The sequence below is a fragment of the Vibrio sp. V43_P6S15P86 genome, from assembly GCF_009904725.1.
Taxonomy (GTDB): Bacteria; Pseudomonadota; Gammaproteobacteria; order Enterobacterales; family Vibrionaceae; genus Vibrio; species Vibrio diabolicus.
Genome location: NZ_WXWT01000119.1, coordinates 25,410 through 42,387, shown reverse-complemented (window position 1 = coordinate 42,387; position 16,978 = coordinate 25,410). Strand labels below are relative to the sequence as shown.

Annotated in this window: 17 protein-coding genes; 13 read left to right on the top strand and 4 right to left on the bottom strand. The window is 45.8% G+C overall.

Annotated features, from left to right (window positions below; genetic code table 11):
• Nucleotides 1–209: 209 nt before the first annotated feature.
• Together CAG69_RS05305 and ygfZ are read right to left on the bottom strand one after the other, a co-directional pair.
• Nucleotides 210–683: an aminoacyl-tRNA deacylase gene (locus tag CAG69_RS05305; RefSeq protein WP_031780369.1), complete on the bottom strand. Its 474-nt coding sequence runs from the start codon at nt 681–683 to the stop codon at nt 210–212.
• The gene (ygfZ, locus tag CAG69_RS05300) at nt 676–1,644 is read right to left on the bottom strand and encodes a tRNA-modifying protein YgfZ (RefSeq protein WP_161443048.1); all 969 of its coding nucleotides are present in this window, start codon (nt 1,642–1,644) and stop codon (nt 676–678) included. Before ygfZ ends, CAG69_RS05305 begins: the two co-directional genes overlap by 8 nt.
• 189 nt (nt 1,645–1,833) lie before the next feature.
• On the opposite strand from ygfZ, the gene CAG69_RS05295 reads away from it, so the two are divergent.
• Together CAG69_RS05295 and CAG69_RS22710 are read left to right on the top strand one after the other, a co-directional pair.
• Nucleotides 1,834–2,094, top strand: a complete 261-nt coding sequence (locus CAG69_RS05295) for an FAD assembly factor SdhE (protein ID WP_005380951.1) — start codon at nt 1,834–1,836, stop codon at nt 2,092–2,094.
• A complete protein-coding gene (locus tag CAG69_RS22710; RefSeq protein WP_337247411.1) occupies nt 2,042–2,524 on the top strand; it encodes a protein YgfX in 483 nt (160 codons plus the stop codon). Before CAG69_RS05295 ends, CAG69_RS22710 begins: the two co-directional genes overlap by 53 nt.
• Before the next feature lie 22 nt (nt 2,525–2,546).
• Here the strand turns inward: CAG69_RS22710 and nadB are convergent, their stop codons facing one another.
• Entirely contained in the window at nt 2,547–4,160 is a 1,614-nt protein-coding gene (nadB, locus tag CAG69_RS05290) for an L-aspartate oxidase (protein ID WP_161443046.1), read from the bottom strand.
• 553 nt (nt 4,161–4,713) lie between these two features.
• Here nadB and rpoE point away from each other — a divergent pair.
• The 11 genes from rpoE to acpS all read left to right on the top strand — a co-directional run bounded on the left by rpoE (nt 4,714) and on the right by acpS (nt 13,954).
• On the top strand, nt 4,714–5,292 hold the full coding sequence (rpoE, locus tag CAG69_RS05285) for an RNA polymerase sigma factor RpoE (RefSeq protein WP_005380946.1): 579 nt from the start codon (nt 4,714–4,716) through the stop codon (nt 5,290–5,292).
• A 26-nt stretch (nt 5,293–5,318) separates the two neighbouring features.
• Nucleotides 5,319–5,945 (top strand): sigma-E factor negative regulatory protein, encoded by a 627-nt coding sequence (locus CAG69_RS05280; protein WP_046875100.1) that lies wholly within the window; start codon nt 5,319–5,321, stop codon nt 5,943–5,945.
• Entirely contained in the window at nt 5,942–6,907 is a 966-nt protein-coding gene (gene rseB, locus CAG69_RS05275) for a sigma-E factor regulatory protein RseB (protein WP_005393918.1), read from the top strand. The genes CAG69_RS05280 and rseB overlap by 4 nt, the downstream gene beginning before the upstream one ends.
• Nucleotides 6,904–7,374: a SoxR reducing system RseC family protein gene (locus CAG69_RS05270; RefSeq protein ID WP_005384575.1), complete on the top strand. Its 471-nt coding sequence runs from the start codon at nt 6,904–6,906 to the stop codon at nt 7,372–7,374. The genes rseB and CAG69_RS05270 overlap by 4 nt, the downstream gene beginning before the upstream one ends.
• A 159-nt stretch (nt 7,375–7,533) precedes the next feature.
• Nucleotides 7,534–9,327 carry a translation elongation factor 4 gene (gene lepA / locus CAG69_RS05265; RefSeq protein WP_161443044.1) on the top strand — a complete coding sequence of 598 codons (1,794 nt, stop codon included), beginning with the start codon at nt 7,534–7,536 and terminating at the stop codon, nt 9,325–9,327.
• A gap of 104 nt (nt 9,328–9,431) precedes the next feature.
• The gene (gene lepB, locus CAG69_RS05260; protein ID WP_158174161.1) at nt 9,432–10,331 is read left to right on the top strand and encodes a signal peptidase I; all 900 of its coding nucleotides are present in this window, start codon (nt 9,432–9,434) and stop codon (nt 10,329–10,331) included.
• A 21-nt stretch (nt 10,332–10,352) separates the two neighbouring features.
• On the top strand, nt 10,353–11,030 hold the full coding sequence (gene rnc / locus CAG69_RS05255; RefSeq protein ID WP_005380932.1) for a ribonuclease III: 678 nt from the start codon (nt 10,353–10,355) through the stop codon (nt 11,028–11,030).
• Entirely contained in the window at nt 11,023–11,985 is a 963-nt protein-coding gene (gene era / locus CAG69_RS05250; RefSeq protein ID WP_006743309.1) for a GTPase Era, read from the top strand. The genes rnc and era overlap by 8 nt, the downstream gene beginning before the upstream one ends.
• A gap of 115 nt (nt 11,986–12,100) precedes the next feature.
• A complete protein-coding gene (gene recO, locus CAG69_RS05245; RefSeq protein ID WP_006743310.1) occupies nt 12,101–12,832 on the top strand; it encodes a DNA repair protein RecO in 732 nt (243 codons plus the stop codon).
• Nucleotides 12,829–13,563, top strand: a complete 735-nt coding sequence (gene pdxJ / locus CAG69_RS05240; RefSeq protein WP_152811551.1) for a pyridoxine 5'-phosphate synthase — start codon at nt 12,829–12,831, stop codon at nt 13,561–13,563. Before recO ends, pdxJ begins: the two co-directional genes overlap by 4 nt.
• 10 nt (nt 13,564–13,573) lie before the next feature.
• On the top strand, nt 13,574–13,954 hold the full coding sequence (gene acpS, locus CAG69_RS05235; protein WP_161443042.1) for a holo-ACP synthase: 381 nt from the start codon (nt 13,574–13,576) through the stop codon (nt 13,952–13,954).
• A gap of 69 nt (nt 13,955–14,023) precedes the next feature.
• Here acpS and barA read toward each other — a convergent pair whose 3' ends face one another.
• On the bottom strand, nt 14,024–16,822 hold the full coding sequence (gene barA / locus CAG69_RS05230; protein WP_033907441.1) for a two-component sensor histidine kinase BarA: 2,799 nt from the start codon (nt 16,820–16,822) through the stop codon (nt 14,024–14,026).
• Nucleotides 16,823–16,978 lie beyond the last annotated feature (156 nt).

Below are 16,978 nucleotides of genomic sequence, written 5' to 3'. Positions count from 1 at the left end.
TGAATACTGTCATTCAGTCAGCTGATTCACTTTATATTGGTTAAGTGCTTGTTTGAAACTTAACCAACAAATTCAGCATATACGAGTTTTATCCTTGTGACTATTTATGTTTTATATGTGATTAAAAATTCTACCGTCTGTTTTTATAGATATGAGCGAGATCACGTGATGATAGAAACACTACGTGCTATTACATTATTTTTAGACGACTAACGACATATCTCAGCTACGGTCGGCTGACACAATTGGATCAGATCTTGGATAGAAAGCGCCAGTCCAGCCATGCGATCGCCACTGCTGATCGTGACTTCCTGTTCTTCTAGTAAGCTAGGATCGAACACGATCGGCATGTGTCGTTTGAGTAATAGTGGAGTGACAGTACCAATTTTGTAACCTGTGATGGCCTCAACGTCGGCTTGATCAACGCAAGTCATCCGGCGGCATTGCAGTAACGAGCGCACTTTTTTGGGATCGACACTACGATCACCAGGCGCACAGGCGAGAGCATATTGATTACCCATGTCTCGTAGCAAGATCGCTTTTACCATTTGAGAAGGGCGAATGCCGCGTTGTTGCGCGGCATCCTCAATAGTGGTTGCTGGTCTTTGATGCGGTAACAGACGAAACGGAATGTGTTGGTCTGTGAGAAATTGCATCAAAGGAGTATTGATTGTATTACTCATCATCAAGGCTGTAAGGCAGTGATTCGATTGTCCATTCACATTCTGGTTGCGCAACCAAACGAAGACGAGTGTCTTCATCGAGATTATTGGGCAGTACGATCAGGCCAATCGCTTGATTGTCGCTGAACTGGTAGTGGTTTAATAAAGCACCCACTGAACGCCAGTTTTCTCCCACGCTGCGTTCGAGCTCAATTGGCTCGTCACTAAATGGAGCAGAAGTTGCCCCTTTTACGATGTACATCGCACGTTTATTTGTACCGCGATACTTAGCTCGTGCTACCGTTTCTTGTCCTGTGTAGCAGCCCTTTGTGAAGCTAATGCCTCCTAAAGCTTGCACGTTGAGTGCTTGTGGAATGTGAGCATTCTGCGCGGATGCAGAGACAAATGGTAAACCAGCTTCAATGTCGAAACGATTCCAAAGCTCATTTGTCGTAAAGACAGCGTCGGTAGTTTCAACGATTTGCTGTGCTTCTGGCGCACTTAATATCAGTAACCAGCGATCTTGTGCAACTTGCACTGCTGTGCCACCGTTAACTGGGCGAACGCTGCCAGTTGTCTTGCTCATTGTTGAAATGAATTCGTCGGCTTTGACGCCAGCAACGCCTAAGATAACGTCATCAGAAGCTTCAATCGTTACTTTAGAGAAAATGGCGTATTTCTTTATTTCACTAAGTTCTACGTCAATCGCCGATTTTGGTTGGATCATGCCGTAGCCATCATGATGATGGAAAAGGCGGAACACGCTCCACACTTTGCCTTTTGCATCACAATGTGCGCCCAGTGTTGATTGGTCTTGTTCTAAAGAAACAACATCGCAGGTAACCTGACCTTGTAAGTATGATTTTTTATCATCACCGATCATGGTGATCATGCCGAAGTTATCCAGCAGTGAGATAGATAACTCTGGAAGTGCGTCTTGAGTTGAGAGAGGTAATGCTGAAAAACGAGTTTGCCATTCCATAATTACAATGCCTTTTGAAGATATTTTTCCGCTATGTTATACCCAAATAACCTTGAGATACTAGGGGAGCGATTTACGAATCAACATTTGTCTGCTTTCACTATCGTATTGTGACCCGCACACTAGTGACGTAGCACATCCCTTGTTACACTCCGCACTAACAACAAGACATCTATGAAGGAATAGTGAATGTACACTCCGGAAGAAAAAGCGCGTATTAAATGGGCTTGTCGTCGAGGCATGCTTGAGCTTGACGTAGTAATTATGCCGTTTTTTGAAGAGTGCTTTGATACTCTGAGTGAACAAGAGCAGCGTGACTTTGTTTCTTTACTTGAATGCGATGATCCTGATCTGTTTACTTGGGTAATGGGGCATGGCCGTAGCGAAAATTTAGGTCATGCAGCAATGGTTGATAAAATTGTCGCCCATAACCTCAGCAAAGTTCGTTAATTTTACTGCTTCTCCCTCTCTGACTGCCCGAGTCTTCAATGTTGTACTTTTCTTATTGATGACTTGGGCTGTTATCTTCTCTAGTGTTCCACTCGTATTATCGACTTATTTGTTATTAATGATTGTTAAGGCACTATTGAGCCAAGGCTTTGTTAAACCGACAAGTCAGGGTTATTGGTATGTGCATTGCGATGGCTCGGTTAGGTTTGAGGCCCTTGAGTATAGTGAATGTTCGGCGGCTCTTGAGTCTGAAAAGGATCAGTTACAACGAATCGGTACATCGACATTGCCATTCAAGATAACATTTCGATTGCAGTCTGGCCGTAGCGTCACGATTTGGCGTGATAGCTGTGAGGATCAGCATTACCGTCAATTATCGTTGGTATTACGCCAGTGGGAAATGAAACAGGGAGCCAATGCTCCCTGTTGATGTAATAGTTTATTTTGTCGAATTAAAGCTGTTTAGCTGAAACCAAAATCGTTGGTCCGCTGTTTTCCAGTTGGTTCGGATAATCAAGCGTGTAGTGCAAACCTCGACTCTCTTTACGCTGCATCGCACAACGAACCATCAGCTCTGCTACTTGTAAAAGGTTACGCAGTTCTAATAAGTTGTTCGACACGCGGAAATTGCTGTAGTACTCATGCGTTTCTTGTTGCAACAGCTGGATACGGCGTAATGCGCGCTCTAAACGCTTGTCAGTTCGTACAATGCCCATGTAGTCCCACATAAACAGACGAAGCTCGTGCCAGTTGTGCTGAATGATCACTTCTTCATCACTGTTGGTCACTTTACTTTCATCCCAACATGGCACCTGTGAAGGAAGCTCCACGTTAGTGTGATGTTTTAGAATATCTTTTGCCGCAGACCAAGCATAAACCACGCATTCGAGAAGTGAGTTTGATGCCATGCGGTTAGCACCATGCAGCCCGGTGTAGCTAACTTCACCAATCGCATACAAATTTTTCAGATCGGTGCAGCCATTTCTATCCACCATGACACCGCCGCAAGTGTAGTGCGCAGCAGGTACGATTGGGATTGGCTCTTTGGTCATGTCAATGCCCAAGTCCATCAAACGTGAATAAATGGTTGGGAAGTGTTTCGTAATAAAGTCAGCAGGTTTGTGACTGATGTCGAGGTACATACAGTCGGCACCCAAACGCTTCATTTCGAAGTCGATAGCACGAGCCACGACGTCACGCGGAGCAAGCTCTTTACGCTCATCGAAATCTGGCATAAAGCGAGAACCATCTGGACGACGCAGGTAAGCACCTTCACCACGTAACGCTTCGGTCAACAAGAAGTTACGTGCTTCTGGGTGATATAAACACGTCGGGTGGAACTGGTTAAACTCCATATTTGCCACACGGCACCCTGCACGCCAAGCAATGGCAATACCATCACCAGACGAAACATCTGGGTTAGAGGTGTATTGATAAACTTTTGAAGCGCCACCTGTAGCGAGAACCACAAATTTAGCCCGCACGGTTTCGACATGCTCTTCGTTGCGGTTCCAAATATAAGCACCGATAACTTTGTTTTTATCACCGCCAATTTTATCTTCGGTGATTAAGTCCAGCGCATTGTGACGTTCGAGAACATGAATGTTTGGATGGTTGTGAGCGTTATCTTGCAGAGAGGTTTGCATCGCCATACCTGTTGCATCTGCCGCGTGAAGAATACGACGACGACTATGGCCACCCTCACGAGTTAAGTGATAACGAGGCTCATCGTCAGAGTCATCCTCTTCACGATCAAATGGGACACCACCGTCGATCAACCACTGTACGCACTCTTTTGAATGTTCAGCAATGAACCTCACGGTATCTTCGTCACAAATACCATCGCCGGCGATTTGCGTGTCTTCAACGTGTGAATCAATGGTGTCTGACTCATCAAATACAGCAGCAATACCACCCTGGGCATAATAGGTCGCCCCTTCGCTGCGTGGCCCTTTACTCAGCACCATCACTTTACAGTGGTTAGCAACGCGCAAAGCCAACGACAAACCAGCCGCGCCACTCCCTACCACTAACACATCACACTCATGTTCACGATTTGTGTTCATATAACTTTTATAATCCCAAGCTAAGGTAACAAAGTCACCTTGTGTATTATTTGCACACCATGTGCATTCCATTATCGCGACACCTGTCGCTAAGGGCTAAGTTGGGAGACCTATCGACATCCGTGTTACTGCGGTGACTGAGCCACTCTTCTTTTTCATGCAGAGCATGAGCATGCTTCCTAAGTTATATTTGTAACGCGGTGTTCAGATAGCCATTAGCCATGCAAATGAAAAGTAATAGTTTGTCAATGCCATTGCTTTTCCATGCTCGACCCAGCACAATCTGGGACAGAGATCATTCATTATACCCATTTCCCCTCAAGATGCTCGCTTGTCAAACTTAGACTAAAGTCAGGCAAAGGTGGTCATTTGGGTATAGACATCACACTGTGAAAAAACAATGACAAAAAACTTGAGAAACCATGGAACTTTCTCATTCACGTTAGGGTCACAATAGTGCTCAAGTAAGCAGTGGTGTCAATACTACGTTTTGCATAATTAGTACCCATATCTGAGAAGAGTAGGGGCATAACAAATAGGAGTATCCGCTCGAATGAACGAGCAGCTGACCGATCAAGTATTGATTGAGCGAGTTCAGAATGGCGATAAGCAAGCATTCAACCTGCTGGTAACGAAGTACCAGAACAAGGTATGTAATCTTATTTCCAGATACGTTAGTAATCCTGGCGATGTACCAGATGTAGCACAAGAAGCGTTTATTAAAGCTTACCGAGCTATTCCCAGCTTTCGTGGGGAAAGTGCGTTTTATACGTGGCTGTATCGCATTGCAGTGAATACTGCGAAAAATCACATTGTTGCTCAAGGACGTAGACCTCCAGCGACAGATGTCGATGCTGAAGATGCTGAATTTTACGAAACAGGTAGTGCACTTAAAGAAATATCGAACCCTGAGAACTTAACGTTGTCCAAAGAATTGCAACGGGTGGTGTTCAGTGCAATCGAAGCTTTACCTGAAGATTTAAAAACCGCAATGACATTACGAGAGCTCGATGGCTTGAGTTATGAAGAAATTGCAGAAGTGATGGATTGCCCGGTAGGAACGGTACGATCGCGTATCTTCCGTGCTCGTGAGGCGGTGGAAAAGAAAATCAGACCTCTTTTGCAACGCTAGTACAAGTAATAACTATGGTGAAAATAATGGCTGACAAAGAAAAACTTTCAGCTCTCATGGATGGAGAATTGGTCGATAAGGCTTTAATTCAAGAGTTAGAGCAAGACCAAGAGAGCCGTGATGCTTGGCAGAACTATCACCTGATTGGTGATGTGATGCGAGGCGAAGCGCCAGCAAAACCTGAGTGGAATATTGCTGAAAGCGTGGCGTTAGCGTTAGAAGATGAACCTGCACACCGTGCGTTTGATTCGCACGGTGCAAATGTTATCTCAATTGCTGATACGCCAAAAGAGTCGCAACCAGAACCGCAAAAAGCAAAACGTCAGTTGCCAGGTTGGTTGACACAGTTTGGTCAAGTTGCTGTTGCTGCATGTGTATCGCTTGTCGTTATTTTAGGTGTACAGCAGTACGGTGGTAGCGATTCAATGTCGCCGCAAACAGACCAATTGCCTGTGTTGCAGACAGTTCCGTTTGCTGGCAGCGCAGAGCCTGTGAGTTTAACTCGTGAGTCTGTTGAGCGTTCTGTAGGTGAAGCAAATATGCAAGAGCAACGTAAGCGTGTTCATGCTATGCTGCGAGACTACGAATTGCAGTTACGAATTAACAGTGATGCATCTCAACAAGATGCAAATCTGAATCCGGATATTGAATGAAAAAATTTCTGATCAGCGCTTGCGCTCTGTTCAGTATGATGTCTTCTCAAGCCTTTGCTGGTGATAAGCCAGCGGAGGCTTTATTGCATCAAATGAGCGAGGCGAGTAAGAATTTAAGTTACGAACTCTCTTATATCCTTATCAAAAAGAACAGCATTGAGCCGTTGCTGTATCGTCATGCGACGCATGGTGACGATCAATATGCTCATCTTGTTTATTTAAGTGGCCCTGTGCGCGAAGTGATTCGTCGTGGCACAGAAGTAAGCTATATCGAAACGGGTTTAGAACCATTCACCATCGAGTCAGGTAAAATGGTCGCTCCGACCATGCCTATGCTCAACACCAATATCGATGAGCTAAACTTGTATTACGACTATGTAAAAGTGGGTAGAGCTCGTGAAGCAGGTGTAGCAACACAAGTGCTGCGTGTCGTCCCTAAAGACGGTCTGCGCTATTCATACGTACTATGGATCGATGAAAAGAGTAAATTGCCGTTACGTGCCGACCTTGTGGACCGTGATGGTGAGATGCTTGAACAATATCGCACTATTTCTTACACAGTGAATCCAAAAATCGCAGAGTTAATGAGTGGCCTACAAGATGTTCAATTACCAGCTGTTCTCACCATGCCAAAAGGCGATATTGGAACCAGCAATTGGCAGGTAGGTTGGATCCCTGAAGGTTTCGAGCCGAACGAGCTCAACCGCTATCGTATGGCCGTTACTAACCAAATGGTGGAGAGTCAGCTGTATTCTGATGGTCTGTTTAGCTTCTCTGTTTACGTAGCAAACAAGGATGAGCATTCGTTAAAAGGGCAGTTGGTTCGCCAAGGCAGAAGAACGCTACACAGTTTTGTGAGCGGTCAACATGAAATCTCCGTAGTTGGAGACATTCCGCCGACCACAGCACAGCGTATCGCTCAATCTGTCACATTTAATGTAACAAAGAGTAAACAACAATGATGACCGCGTTGGCTACTGTGACAGACGTACATCGTCGCGGCAAACAATACGAAATTGATTTAAGCTGCGAACAGCAGACCAGTTGCAGTAGTTGCTCTTCACAGAAAAGCTGTGGAACGGGCGTTGTGACTAAAGCCATTGGTAACAAGAGTTTATCTTGGCACCTGCGCACGGATAAATCAGTGAAGATAGGTCAAGTCGTTGAGATAGGCTTTCCTGAGTCGAGCCTGATAAAATCAGCAATGGCGGTTTATTTACTGCCGTTGTTTGGTTTGATTATCGGTGCGATGTTTGGTCACTTCCTATTAGCGCCGCTGACCGCGGGCGGGGAAGGTATCATCATATTGGCATCAGTATTATTTGCAGCTGGTGGAATGTGGATCGCAAAACGTGTTTCTCGTCCGTTAGAGGATGAATCCAAGCGCCAAGTTACCCTTGTTCGGGTACTTGGAGAGCCAATCCAGTAAGCGCCGTCCCCCCTCCACTAAAGGTTATTTGGGTATGTACTTTAAATTACGTGCGCCCGTTAACGAAATTCGGTAGAATCTGCCAACTTGATTGAAATGCCGTCAGTGGATGGCGTTTCTTACTGTCCCTATTTGTAAAGAGTTAGTCACCCTAAATCTATGAAGCACATTCGTAACTTTTCGATTATCGCCCACATCGACCATGGTAAGTCGACCCTATCAGACCGTCTAATCCAAGTTTGTGGCGGGTTAACCGATCGTGAAATGGCCGCACAGGTTCTGGATTCTATGGATCTTGAACGTGAGCGTGGTATCACCATTAAATCTCAGAGTGTGACGCTAAACTACACCGCTAAAGACGGTGAAACGTATCAGCTGAACTTCATCGATACTCCGGGGCACGTTGACTTTGCATATGAAGTATCACGTTCTCTAGCGGCTTGTGAAGGTGCGCTATTGGTTGTGGATGCGGGTCAAGGTGTTGAAGCTCAAACACTGGCTAACTGTTACACCGCGATCGAAATGGATCTAGAGGTTGTGCCAATCTTGAACAAGATTGACCTACCAGCAGCCGATCCTGAGCGCGTGGCAGAAGAAATTGAAGAAATCGTTGGTATCGATGCAATGGAAGCAACCCGCTGTTCTGCGAAGACAGGCATCGGTGTTGATGACGTTCTAGAGAACATTGTGTCAGCGATTCCAGCACCGGAAGGTGATCCAGATGCGCCACTACAAGCGCTGATCATTGACTCATGGTTTGATAACTACCTTGGCGTTGTTTCTCTAGTACGTATTAAAAACGGCGAACTGAAGAAGAACGATAAGATCAAAGTGATGAGTACGGACCAAGTTTGGGGTGTAGACCGTCTTGGTATTTTTACGCCAAAACAAGTAGATACCGATATCCTTCGTACTGGTGAAGTAGGTTGGGTGGTTTGTGGTATTAAAGACATCCTTGGTGCACCAGTTGGTGATACGCTGACTATGGCTAAGAACGGCTGTGAAAAACCGCTACCAGGTTTTAAGAAAGTAAAACCTCAGGTTTACGCAGGTCTGTTCCCGGTATCTTCTGACGATTACGAGAACTTCCGTGATGCGCTGGGCAAATTAAGTCTAAATGACGCATCGCTATTCTACGAGCCAGAAAACTCAGCGGCACTTGGCTTTGGTTTCCGTTGTGGTTTCCTTGGCATGCTGCACATGGAAATTATCCAAGAGCGTCTAGAGCGTGAATACGACTTAGATCTTATCACCACGGCACCAACGGTAGTTTACGAAGTTGAAAAGACCGATGGTGAACTGCTGTACGTTGATAGCCCTGCCAAACTACCAGCGATCAATGATATTGAAGAAATTCGTGAACCGATCGCTCGTTGTAATATCCTGGTACCTTCAGAGTACCTAGGTAACGTGATCACCCTGTGTGTTGAAAAGCGTGGTACTCAGGTCGATATGGTTTACCACGGTAACCAGGTTGCCGTGACTTACGATATTCCAATGGCAGAAGTGGTACTGGATTTCTTCGACCGTCTGAAATCGACCTCTCGTGGTTATGCGTCTTTGGATTACAACTTCCAGCGCTTTGAAGCGTCGAATATGGTACGTGTAGACGTTCTTCTTAACGGTGATACTGTTGATGCATTGGCGATGATTACACACAAAGATCAGTCTCAGACTCGCGGTCGTCAGTTGGTAGAGAAGATGAAAGAATTCATCCCTCGCCAAATGTTTGATATCGCAATCCAAGCGGCAATTGGTAACCACATTATCGCTCGTTCAACGGTAAAACAGTTGCGTAAGAACGTTATTGCGAAATGTTACGGCGGTGACGTAAGTCGTAAGAAGAAACTTCTGAAGAAACAGAAAGAAGGTAAGAAACGCATGAAGCAGATCGGTAACGTTGAGCTGCCTCAAGAAGCGTTCCTAGCCATCCTTCACGTAGGTAAAGACTAAAGTTGAACTTTGTCTCACACTTGTCGGTCTTAAGACGTTAGATATTAAAATAAGTGAAAGGGTTTCGGCTCTTTCACTTTCGTATTTTTAGATAAGGGAATTTAATGGCGAATACATTCTCACTGATGTTGGTTATTGCGACTTTGGTAACTGGCGTGGTTTGGCTATTGGAAAAGCTGGTTTTCGCGAAAAAGCGTCAGGAAAAACTGGCTGATATTCAAGCTCAGACGTCTAATGGTTTGGATGCAGTGACCTTGCAAAAAGTTGAGCGTCAGCCTTGGTGGGTTGAAAATAGCGTCTCTATTTTTCCTGTGATCGCGTTCGTTTTAGTATTACGTTCTTTTATCTACGAACCATTTCAAATCCCATCAGGCTCAATGATGCCTACCTTGCTGGTTGGCGATTTCATTTTAGTTGAGAAGTACGCGTACGGTCTAAAAGACCCAGTATGGCGTACTCAGCTAGTGGAAACTGGTAAGCCTGAGCGTGGTGATATCGTGGTCTTCAAATACCCACCACAACCAAGTGTGGACTACATTAAGCGTGTAGTTGGTTTACCTGGTGATATCGTGCGTTATTCAAGTGATAAGCAGCTTTGCGTGCAAAGCCAAGGCGAATCGGCATGTAAGCCAGTTAAACTGAGCAACGTTGAAGAAAGTCAGTTTAGCTCGAACGGTATTCCAATGATCCAACTGGATGAAAAATTGGGTAACGTTGAGCACAATATTTTGGTTAACCCTCTTGTGCGTAACCGCGTGGAGCAATATTTCCCACGCAGCGGCACGACAGAGTGGGTTGTACCACAAGGTCAGTATTTTGTGATGGGTGATAACCGTGACAACAGTGCTGACAGCCGTTACTGGGGCTTTGTTCCAGAAGCAAACTTAGTCGGTAAAGCTGTCGCGATCTGGATCAGCTTCGAGTTTGATCGTGGCGCAGATAGTGTTCTACCTTCATGGATTCCAACTGGTGTGCGTTTTAACCGCATCGGTGGCATTCACTAACCATTCAAATATCGAGAGAGTATGAATTCTCCAATTGATAAACTAGAGAGAAAGCTCGGCTACCAGTTTCAAGATGCCGGGCTTATCAATTTGGCGCTGACGCACCGCAGCGCCAACAGTAAGCACAATGAACGTCTTGAGTTTCTGGGCGATTCAATTTTAAGTTTTGTCATCGCTGATGATCTGTACCATCGTTTCCCAAAAGTGAACGAAGGTGACATGAGCCGCATGCGTGCTACTTTGGTTCGCGGACATACATTGGCGGAACTGGGTCGTGAATTCGATCTAGGAGATTATTTAAAATTAGGTCCAGGTGAATTGAAGAGTGGCGGTTTTCGCCGAGACTCTATTTTAGCCGATGCGGTTGAAGCCATTATTGGCGCAATTTACCTAGACAGTGATCTTGAAGTTGTGCGAGGCATTGTACTGAGTTGGTATCAGTCACGCCTTGAAGCCATTAAACCAGGCGTTTCACAGAAAGATCCGAAAACTCGCCTACAAGAGTTCCTACAAGGCAGAAGAAAACCGCTGCCTGTCTACACAGTGACTAATATTAAAGGTGAAGCGCACAACCAAGAGTTCACGGTTGAGTGCGAAGTAGCAGGTGTGGATAAGCCTGTAATCGGTAAAGGCACCAGCCGCCGCAAGGCAGAACAAGCGGCTGCTGAAACAGCACTTGAGCAATTAACAAATGGCTGATAACGAATTCGATATCGATGCGTTTTTCGCATCACAAGGTGAGCCAAGCTCGCCAGAAAACCAACACTGTGGCTTTATTGCTATTGTTGGTCGTCCAAACGTAGGTAAGTCGACACTTTTGAACAAGATTTTGGGTCAGAAGATTTCGATCACCTCTCGTAAGCCGCAAACGACACGCCACCGTATTATGGGTGTGGATACGGACGGCGATTACCAAGCGATTTACGTCGACACGCCTGGACTTCACATTGAAGAAAAGCGTGCGATCAACCGTTTGATGAACCGTGCTGCTAACTCGTCATTGAGTGATGTAAACCTTGTGTTCTTCTTAGTCGATGGTACGCATTGGACTAAAGACGATGAGATGGTGCTAACTAAGCTTCAAAAATCGAACTTCCCAGTTGTGCTTTGTGTCAATAAAGTCGACAACGTGCAAGATCGTAACGAAGTGATGCTACACATGGCTGAGATGTCTAAGAAGATGGACTTCGTGGACGTTGTGCCAATCTCTGCGAAGCAAGGGAAGAACATTGATGTACTGCGTAAGCACGTGCGTAATCACCTACCTAAAGCAACGCATCACTTCCCAGAAGAATACGTGACTGACCGTTCTCAGCGTTTTATGGCGTCTGAGATTGTGCGTGAAAAGCTGATGCGCTTTACTGGTGAAGAGCTGCCATACTCAGTGACGGTTGAGATTGAACGTTTTGATTACAACCCCGAAACCGACGGTTTCCACATCAATGCCTTGATTCTTGTTGAGCGTAATGGTCAGAAGAAAATGGTGATTGGTAAAGGCGGCGAGAAGATTAAAACCATTGGTCGCGAAGCGCGTTTAGATATGGAAGAATTGTTCGGTCGTAAGGTTTACCTAGAAACCTGGGTAAAAGTGAAATCTGGCTGGGCAGACGACGAACGAGCGTTGCGATCGTTGGGTTATATAGACGATTTATAATCTTGGCTGCGAAGGTGCTTCGCTCCAACATCGATGAAAAATCAGTATCGATTAAAATAAGGAGCCGCTCGGCTCCTTATTTTTTATTTCACACTTTTTAGGCACAATGACTTAGATGAGTAATCTGTCTTCTGAAGGTTTACAGCGCTGTTTTGTATTGCACCGACGCCCTTACAGTGAATCGAGCTTAATCCTTGATGTATTTAGTGAGGAATATGGCCGAATGACTTTAATGGCCAAAGGCGCGCGCAGTAAGCGTTCGAACTTAAAAGGCGCATTGCAACCTTTTACCCCGCTATTACTTAAATGGTCGGGGAAAGGCTCAATGAAAACTTTGCGTCAAGCCGAGCCGATAAGTCTAGGTTTGCCGTTAACGGGCATTAATCTCTACTCAGCCATGTACGTCAATGAACTGATTGGCCGTATTTTGATGGCTGAAGTGCCGATGCCAGCACTATTTCATGATTATTTGCATGCGTTAACCGAGTTGGCGCACAACGAGAACCCTGAGCCTGCACTGCGTCGTTTTGAGTTAGCCTTGCTGTCTTCTATGGGGTATGGCGTGGATTTCTTGCACTGTGCAGGTACTGGCGAGCCCGTCGACCCAGAGATGACGTATCGTTACCGGGAACAAAAAGGCTTCATAGCTTCGGTTAGGCGCGATAACCTTACGTTTTTAGGGAATGAGCTGATTGCTATCAGTGAGCGGCGGTTCGTCACTAAAGAGCAGCTAAAAGCGGCAAAACGCTTTACACGTATAGCCTTAAAGCCGTATCTTGGCGGCAAACCTTTAAAAAGTCGTGAATTTTTCATTCAGACCCCCAGAGCACGGAGTAACGGAAAATGAGCTCAATTTATTTAGGCGTCAATATCGACCATATTGCCACTCTACGTAATGCACGTGGTACAAAATACCCTGATCCTGTTCACGCTGCAGAAATTGCTGAGCGTGCAGGCGCGGACGGTATCACAATTCACTTACGTGAAGACCGTCGCCATATTTTGGACCGTGATGTACGTATTCTGCGTGAAACCATTCAAACGCGCATGAATCTAGAGATGGCTGTGACGGACGAAATGGTTGAGATTGCACTGCAAACTCAACCAGAGTTTGTGTGCTTAGTGCCTGAAAAACGTGAAGAACTGACGACGGAAGGTGGCTTGGACGTTGTGGGGCAGCTTGAAAAAATTAAAGCTGCGACGAAAAAGCTGACAGATGCGGGAATTAAAGTTTCGCTCTTTATTGATGCTGACCGTCAACAGATTGAAGCTGCGAAAAAGTGTGGTGCTCCGTTTATTGAGCTACATACTGGCCACTATGCAGATGCGACGACAGAAGACGAACAACAAGCTGAACTGAAGAAGATTGCCGCTGGTGCGAGTTATGCACATGATCTAGGTATTATTGTTAATGCCGGGCATGGCCTGACTTATCACAATGTCGCACCAATTGCTGCATTACCAGAAATTTACGAACTCAACATTGGTCACTCAATCATTGGTCGCGCGGTATTTGATGGTTTAAATAAAGCGGTTGCTGACATGAAAGCACTGATGATTGAGGCTCGCCAGTCATAGGGCTATCTAGATGGCGATTATAGGGTTAGGGACCGACATTGCAGAAATTGAGCGTATTGAAAAAGCGTTAGCTCGTAGTGGTGAACCTTTTGCTCAGCGGATTCTTTCAGAAGAAGAAATGGCCAAATTCTCACAGCTTAAGCTGCAAGGTCGTTATCTTGCTAAGCGCTTTGCTGTTAAAGAAGCTGCCTCAAAAGCATTGGGGACAGGGATCGCAAAAGGGGTCACGTTTCACGACTTTTCCATCTCGAACGATGAGCTTGGAAAACCAGTACTCGCATTGACGGGCACAGCCAAGCAAATAGCGGATGCGATGGGGGTTAACCACATTCACCTGTCCATTTCCGATGAGCGTCATTACGCTTTGGCGACGGTCATTTTTGAATCCTAGCTTGTAAGTCTTAAACAAAATACTAAAAAGCCAGAGCATTTGCTCTGGCTTTTGTTTCTCTTCAATAGATCACTGTTCAAGGTATAACTTTGCGGTTGTTGTTACTTTAATCATTTCATCTTGCAGCTCGAACATTTCAGGCTCAACCTCCTCAAGACTGATCCCTGAGCGCAGTGCTTGCTCAAGCGTCGCACAGAGTGACTTCAGTCTTGGAACGCCACAATATGAACTACTGCCGTGCAGCTTATGGATGACATGAATTAGGTCATCACGAGAGATATCTTCTTGCTCCAGAGCTTGGTCAACGACTGCTTCTACTTCAGGGATGAACTCAATCAACATGCGTAGCATGTCTTTAGCGAGATCCTCTTTATTCGCGCTCTGTTTCAAGGCTGCTTGCCAATCAATAATCACATCCTGCTGAGGCGAAGAAACGGATTGTGGTGCGCTTCCTTCAGGTTCATCAACGTATGAAGGGGCGACTTTGCCAATGCTCTCTGTACAAGCATTTGGGTTCCAGTGAACCAAAACCTGTTGTAGCACATGCTCTTCAATAGGTTTGGTCAAGTAGTCATCCATTCCTGCCGAGAGCAAGCGGTCTCGTTCCCCTGCCATGGCATGCGCCGTTACCGCAATCACTGGCGTGTCTTTATTTAGCTCCAACTCTTTAATGTGCTTACAAGCGGTCACCCCATCCATTTGTGGCATTTGGATATCCATGAAGATTAAATCGTACTTTTTCTCTGTCGCCAGGTTCACCGCTTGCTGGCCATTGCTGCAGGCTGTGACGGTTTCTACTCGTTCGCGGAGCAGTGCAGAGATCAGCTTCAAGTTTGCAGGGTTGTCATCCACTGCTAGTACAGTCAGAGGTAAACGGTCCCCTTCGCTTGGCGTAATTGGAGCGCTTAATACCGGTGGCGATTCTACATGTTCGCTAATCAGGCTTTGTAGCAACTTACGGCGAGACAATGGCTTGGTCAGGCACTGGACATGATGCTCAGTCATTATTTGGTCCGCAAGCGCTAATTCGGTACTCGGTGTCCCTAGGAGAACACTCGGAGCCATGCGTTTCGCTTGCTCTATCCAAGGTGTAATAACTTCCGCATCGTGAGTCTGGTTGGCCGCTAAATTCAACAATACATAATCATATTGTTCTTCGTTGTTTGGTAGCGAAGAGCGGTAGGTTACTAAAATACCCTCCTGACTCAGAATCTGTTGGGTTACGGATGCGGCTTGCATGTTTGGTTCAATCAGCAGTAACTGCTTCCCAGTCAGAAGTTCCACTTCAATCAGTTCGCTCATTGGCATCTCGGTTGAGTGCAAGCGCACAGTAAACCAGAAGGTTGAACCTTGGTGTAGACGGCTGGTTAAACTGATTTCGCCGCCCATCTGGCTCACCAGTTTCTGAGTGATGACCAGACCAAGGCCAGTACCGCCGTAACGACGTGAAATACTGGCATCCGCTTGGCTAAAGGCTTGGAACAACTGCGCTTGCTGACGCTCAGAGATACCAATACCGGTATCACGCACCATGAATTGCAGTTCGACGGAGTCTCCTGATTGAGAGCGCATTTCTACGCTAACATCAATGTTGCCTCGCTCGGTAAACTTGATTGAGTTACCGACTAAGTTCGTCAAAATTTGCTGGATACGTAGTGGATCCCCAACTAAACCTGGTGGAATTTTAGGGTCCACTTTTAGGGTGATTTCTAACCCTTTCTCATGCGCACTTGTGGCTTGTAGGTTAATTACCTCTTCTAAACTTTCTCGGAAATCAAAAGGAATGTTTTCCAGCGCCAGCTTACCCGCTTCAAGTTTCGAGAAGTCGAGAATGTCATTGATGATATTCAGCAGGTTGTTCGCCGACTTCTCAATCGTCTGTAGGTAATCCGTTTGGCTGTTAGAAAGCTGCGTTTTAAGCATTTGACGAGTAAAGCCAATCACCCCATTGAGCGGAGTACGCAGCTCGTGCGACATGTTCGCCAAGAACTCTGACTTAACCCTAGCCGCTTCTTGCGCGCGTTTCTTCGCGATATCCAGCTCAACGTTCTGAATTTCTAGCTGCTCAAGCGTTTCACGTAAGTCGGACGTGGCTTGGTCTATACTGTGCTGCATCTCCACGTGATATTCTGATAACGATACCGCCATGGCGTTGATGCCATTTTTTAGCTGGTCTAACTCACCGTGCATTTTGCCTTCGATACGCACATCAAGATGACCGCGGCGAATGCGGTCAACGACATTCTTCATGTGGGTGATAGGTTGGGTCACATCGTGCATTAGACGTGAAGCAAACACACTTGCTAAGCCAAGACCGAGAACCAGAACTAAAAAAGCAGAAAAGACTTCTTGATACTGTTGCAGCCTCAAGGAGGAGAGATCTAACTCGACGGCGATGTAACCAATCGCTTTTGTGCCTTGGCTTTCGTTCGACAACTCCGCTAAGTAGTGACCTTCTGACAAAATGGGGACACGCAATATCAGTGAGTTTTCGTAGATTTCCGAATTACCCAGTTGCGGGATCGGTTTATCTTTGGGAAACATCAAGGCTTCAAAATTAGGATGAAAGTTAGAGGTCACAAAGAGCTCATGATGTTCATCAAATACCGCGATACTACGAACCAGTTTGGAGTTTTTGCGGTGCGCGTAGCTTATCAAGCGACGTACCGCCTCTCGGCTTTCTGATAGTAGATGAGTTTCACTGGCAATCGCCAGCGGCTCAATAATGCTGTTACCAGTGGTGATAACTTGTTTCTCAAGGTCTTGGTAGCGGTTAAATGAGAAAAAGCCGCTCAGTAATAAACCAATAATGAGAGTGGGAGCGAGAGTTAGTGTAATTACACGTGCTCGTAAGCCATATCTGGTCATGTTATCTAATTACATCGGAGTCTGGATATGGGAAAATAACGCATTATTTCTCAAGCGCACGATAAAGCCTTGAGCAAAGAAGTGACGTCACCGAATAAACGGTAAGCATAATCAAGTCACTCGAATCACACAACGGCTGCAATCAAGAATAGTGAA

Bases quoted from the DNA above. Each gene is read 5' to 3' on its own strand.
- lepA (WP_161443044.1), top strand. From the start codon at position 7,534: ATGAAGCACATTCGTAACTTTTCGATTATCGCCCACATCGACCATGGT.
- CAG69_RS22710 (WP_337247411.1), top strand. From the start codon at position 2,042: ATGCAGCAATGGTTGATAAAATTGTCGCCCATAACCTCAGCAAAGTTC.
- ygfZ (WP_161443048.1), bottom strand. From the start codon at position 1,644: ATGGAATGGCAAACTCGTTTTTCAGCATTACCTCTCTCAACTCAAGAC.
- CAG69_RS05295 (WP_005380951.1), top strand. From the start codon at position 1,834: ATGTACACTCCGGAAGAAAAAGCGCGTATTAAATGGGCTTGTCGTCGA.
- barA (WP_033907441.1), bottom strand. From the start codon at position 16,822: ATGACCAGATATGGCTTACGAGCACGTGTAATTACACTAACTCTCGCT.
- CAG69_RS05270 (WP_005384575.1), top strand. From the start codon at position 6,904: ATGATGACCGCGTTGGCTACTGTGACAGACGTACATCGTCGCGGCAAA.
- recO (WP_006743310.1), top strand. From the start codon at position 12,101: ATGAGTAATCTGTCTTCTGAAGGTTTACAGCGCTGTTTTGTATTGCAC.
- CAG69_RS05305 (WP_031780369.1), bottom strand. From the start codon at position 683: ATGAGTAATACAATCAATACTCCTTTGATGCAATTTCTCACAGACCAA.
- nadB (WP_161443046.1), bottom strand. From the start codon at position 4,160: ATGAACACAAATCGTGAACATGAGTGTGATGTGTTAGTGGTAGGGAGT.
- lepB (WP_158174161.1), top strand. From the start codon at position 9,432: ATGGCGAATACATTCTCACTGATGTTGGTTATTGCGACTTTGGTAACT.
- CAG69_RS05280 (WP_046875100.1), top strand. From the start codon at position 5,319: ATGGCTGACAAAGAAAAACTTTCAGCTCTCATGGATGGAGAATTGGTC.
- era (WP_006743309.1), top strand. From the start codon at position 11,023: ATGGCTGATAACGAATTCGATATCGATGCGTTTTTCGCATCACAAGGT.
- acpS (WP_161443042.1), top strand. From the start codon at position 13,574: ATGGCGATTATAGGGTTAGGGACCGACATTGCAGAAATTGAGCGTATT.
- rpoE (WP_005380946.1), top strand. From the start codon at position 4,714: ATGAACGAGCAGCTGACCGATCAAGTATTGATTGAGCGAGTTCAGAAT.
- rseB (WP_005393918.1), top strand. From the start codon at position 5,942: ATGAAAAAATTTCTGATCAGCGCTTGCGCTCTGTTCAGTATGATGTCT.
- pdxJ (WP_152811551.1), top strand. From the start codon at position 12,829: ATGAGCTCAATTTATTTAGGCGTCAATATCGACCATATTGCCACTCTA.
- rnc (WP_005380932.1), top strand. From the start codon at position 10,353: ATGAATTCTCCAATTGATAAACTAGAGAGAAAGCTCGGCTACCAGTTT.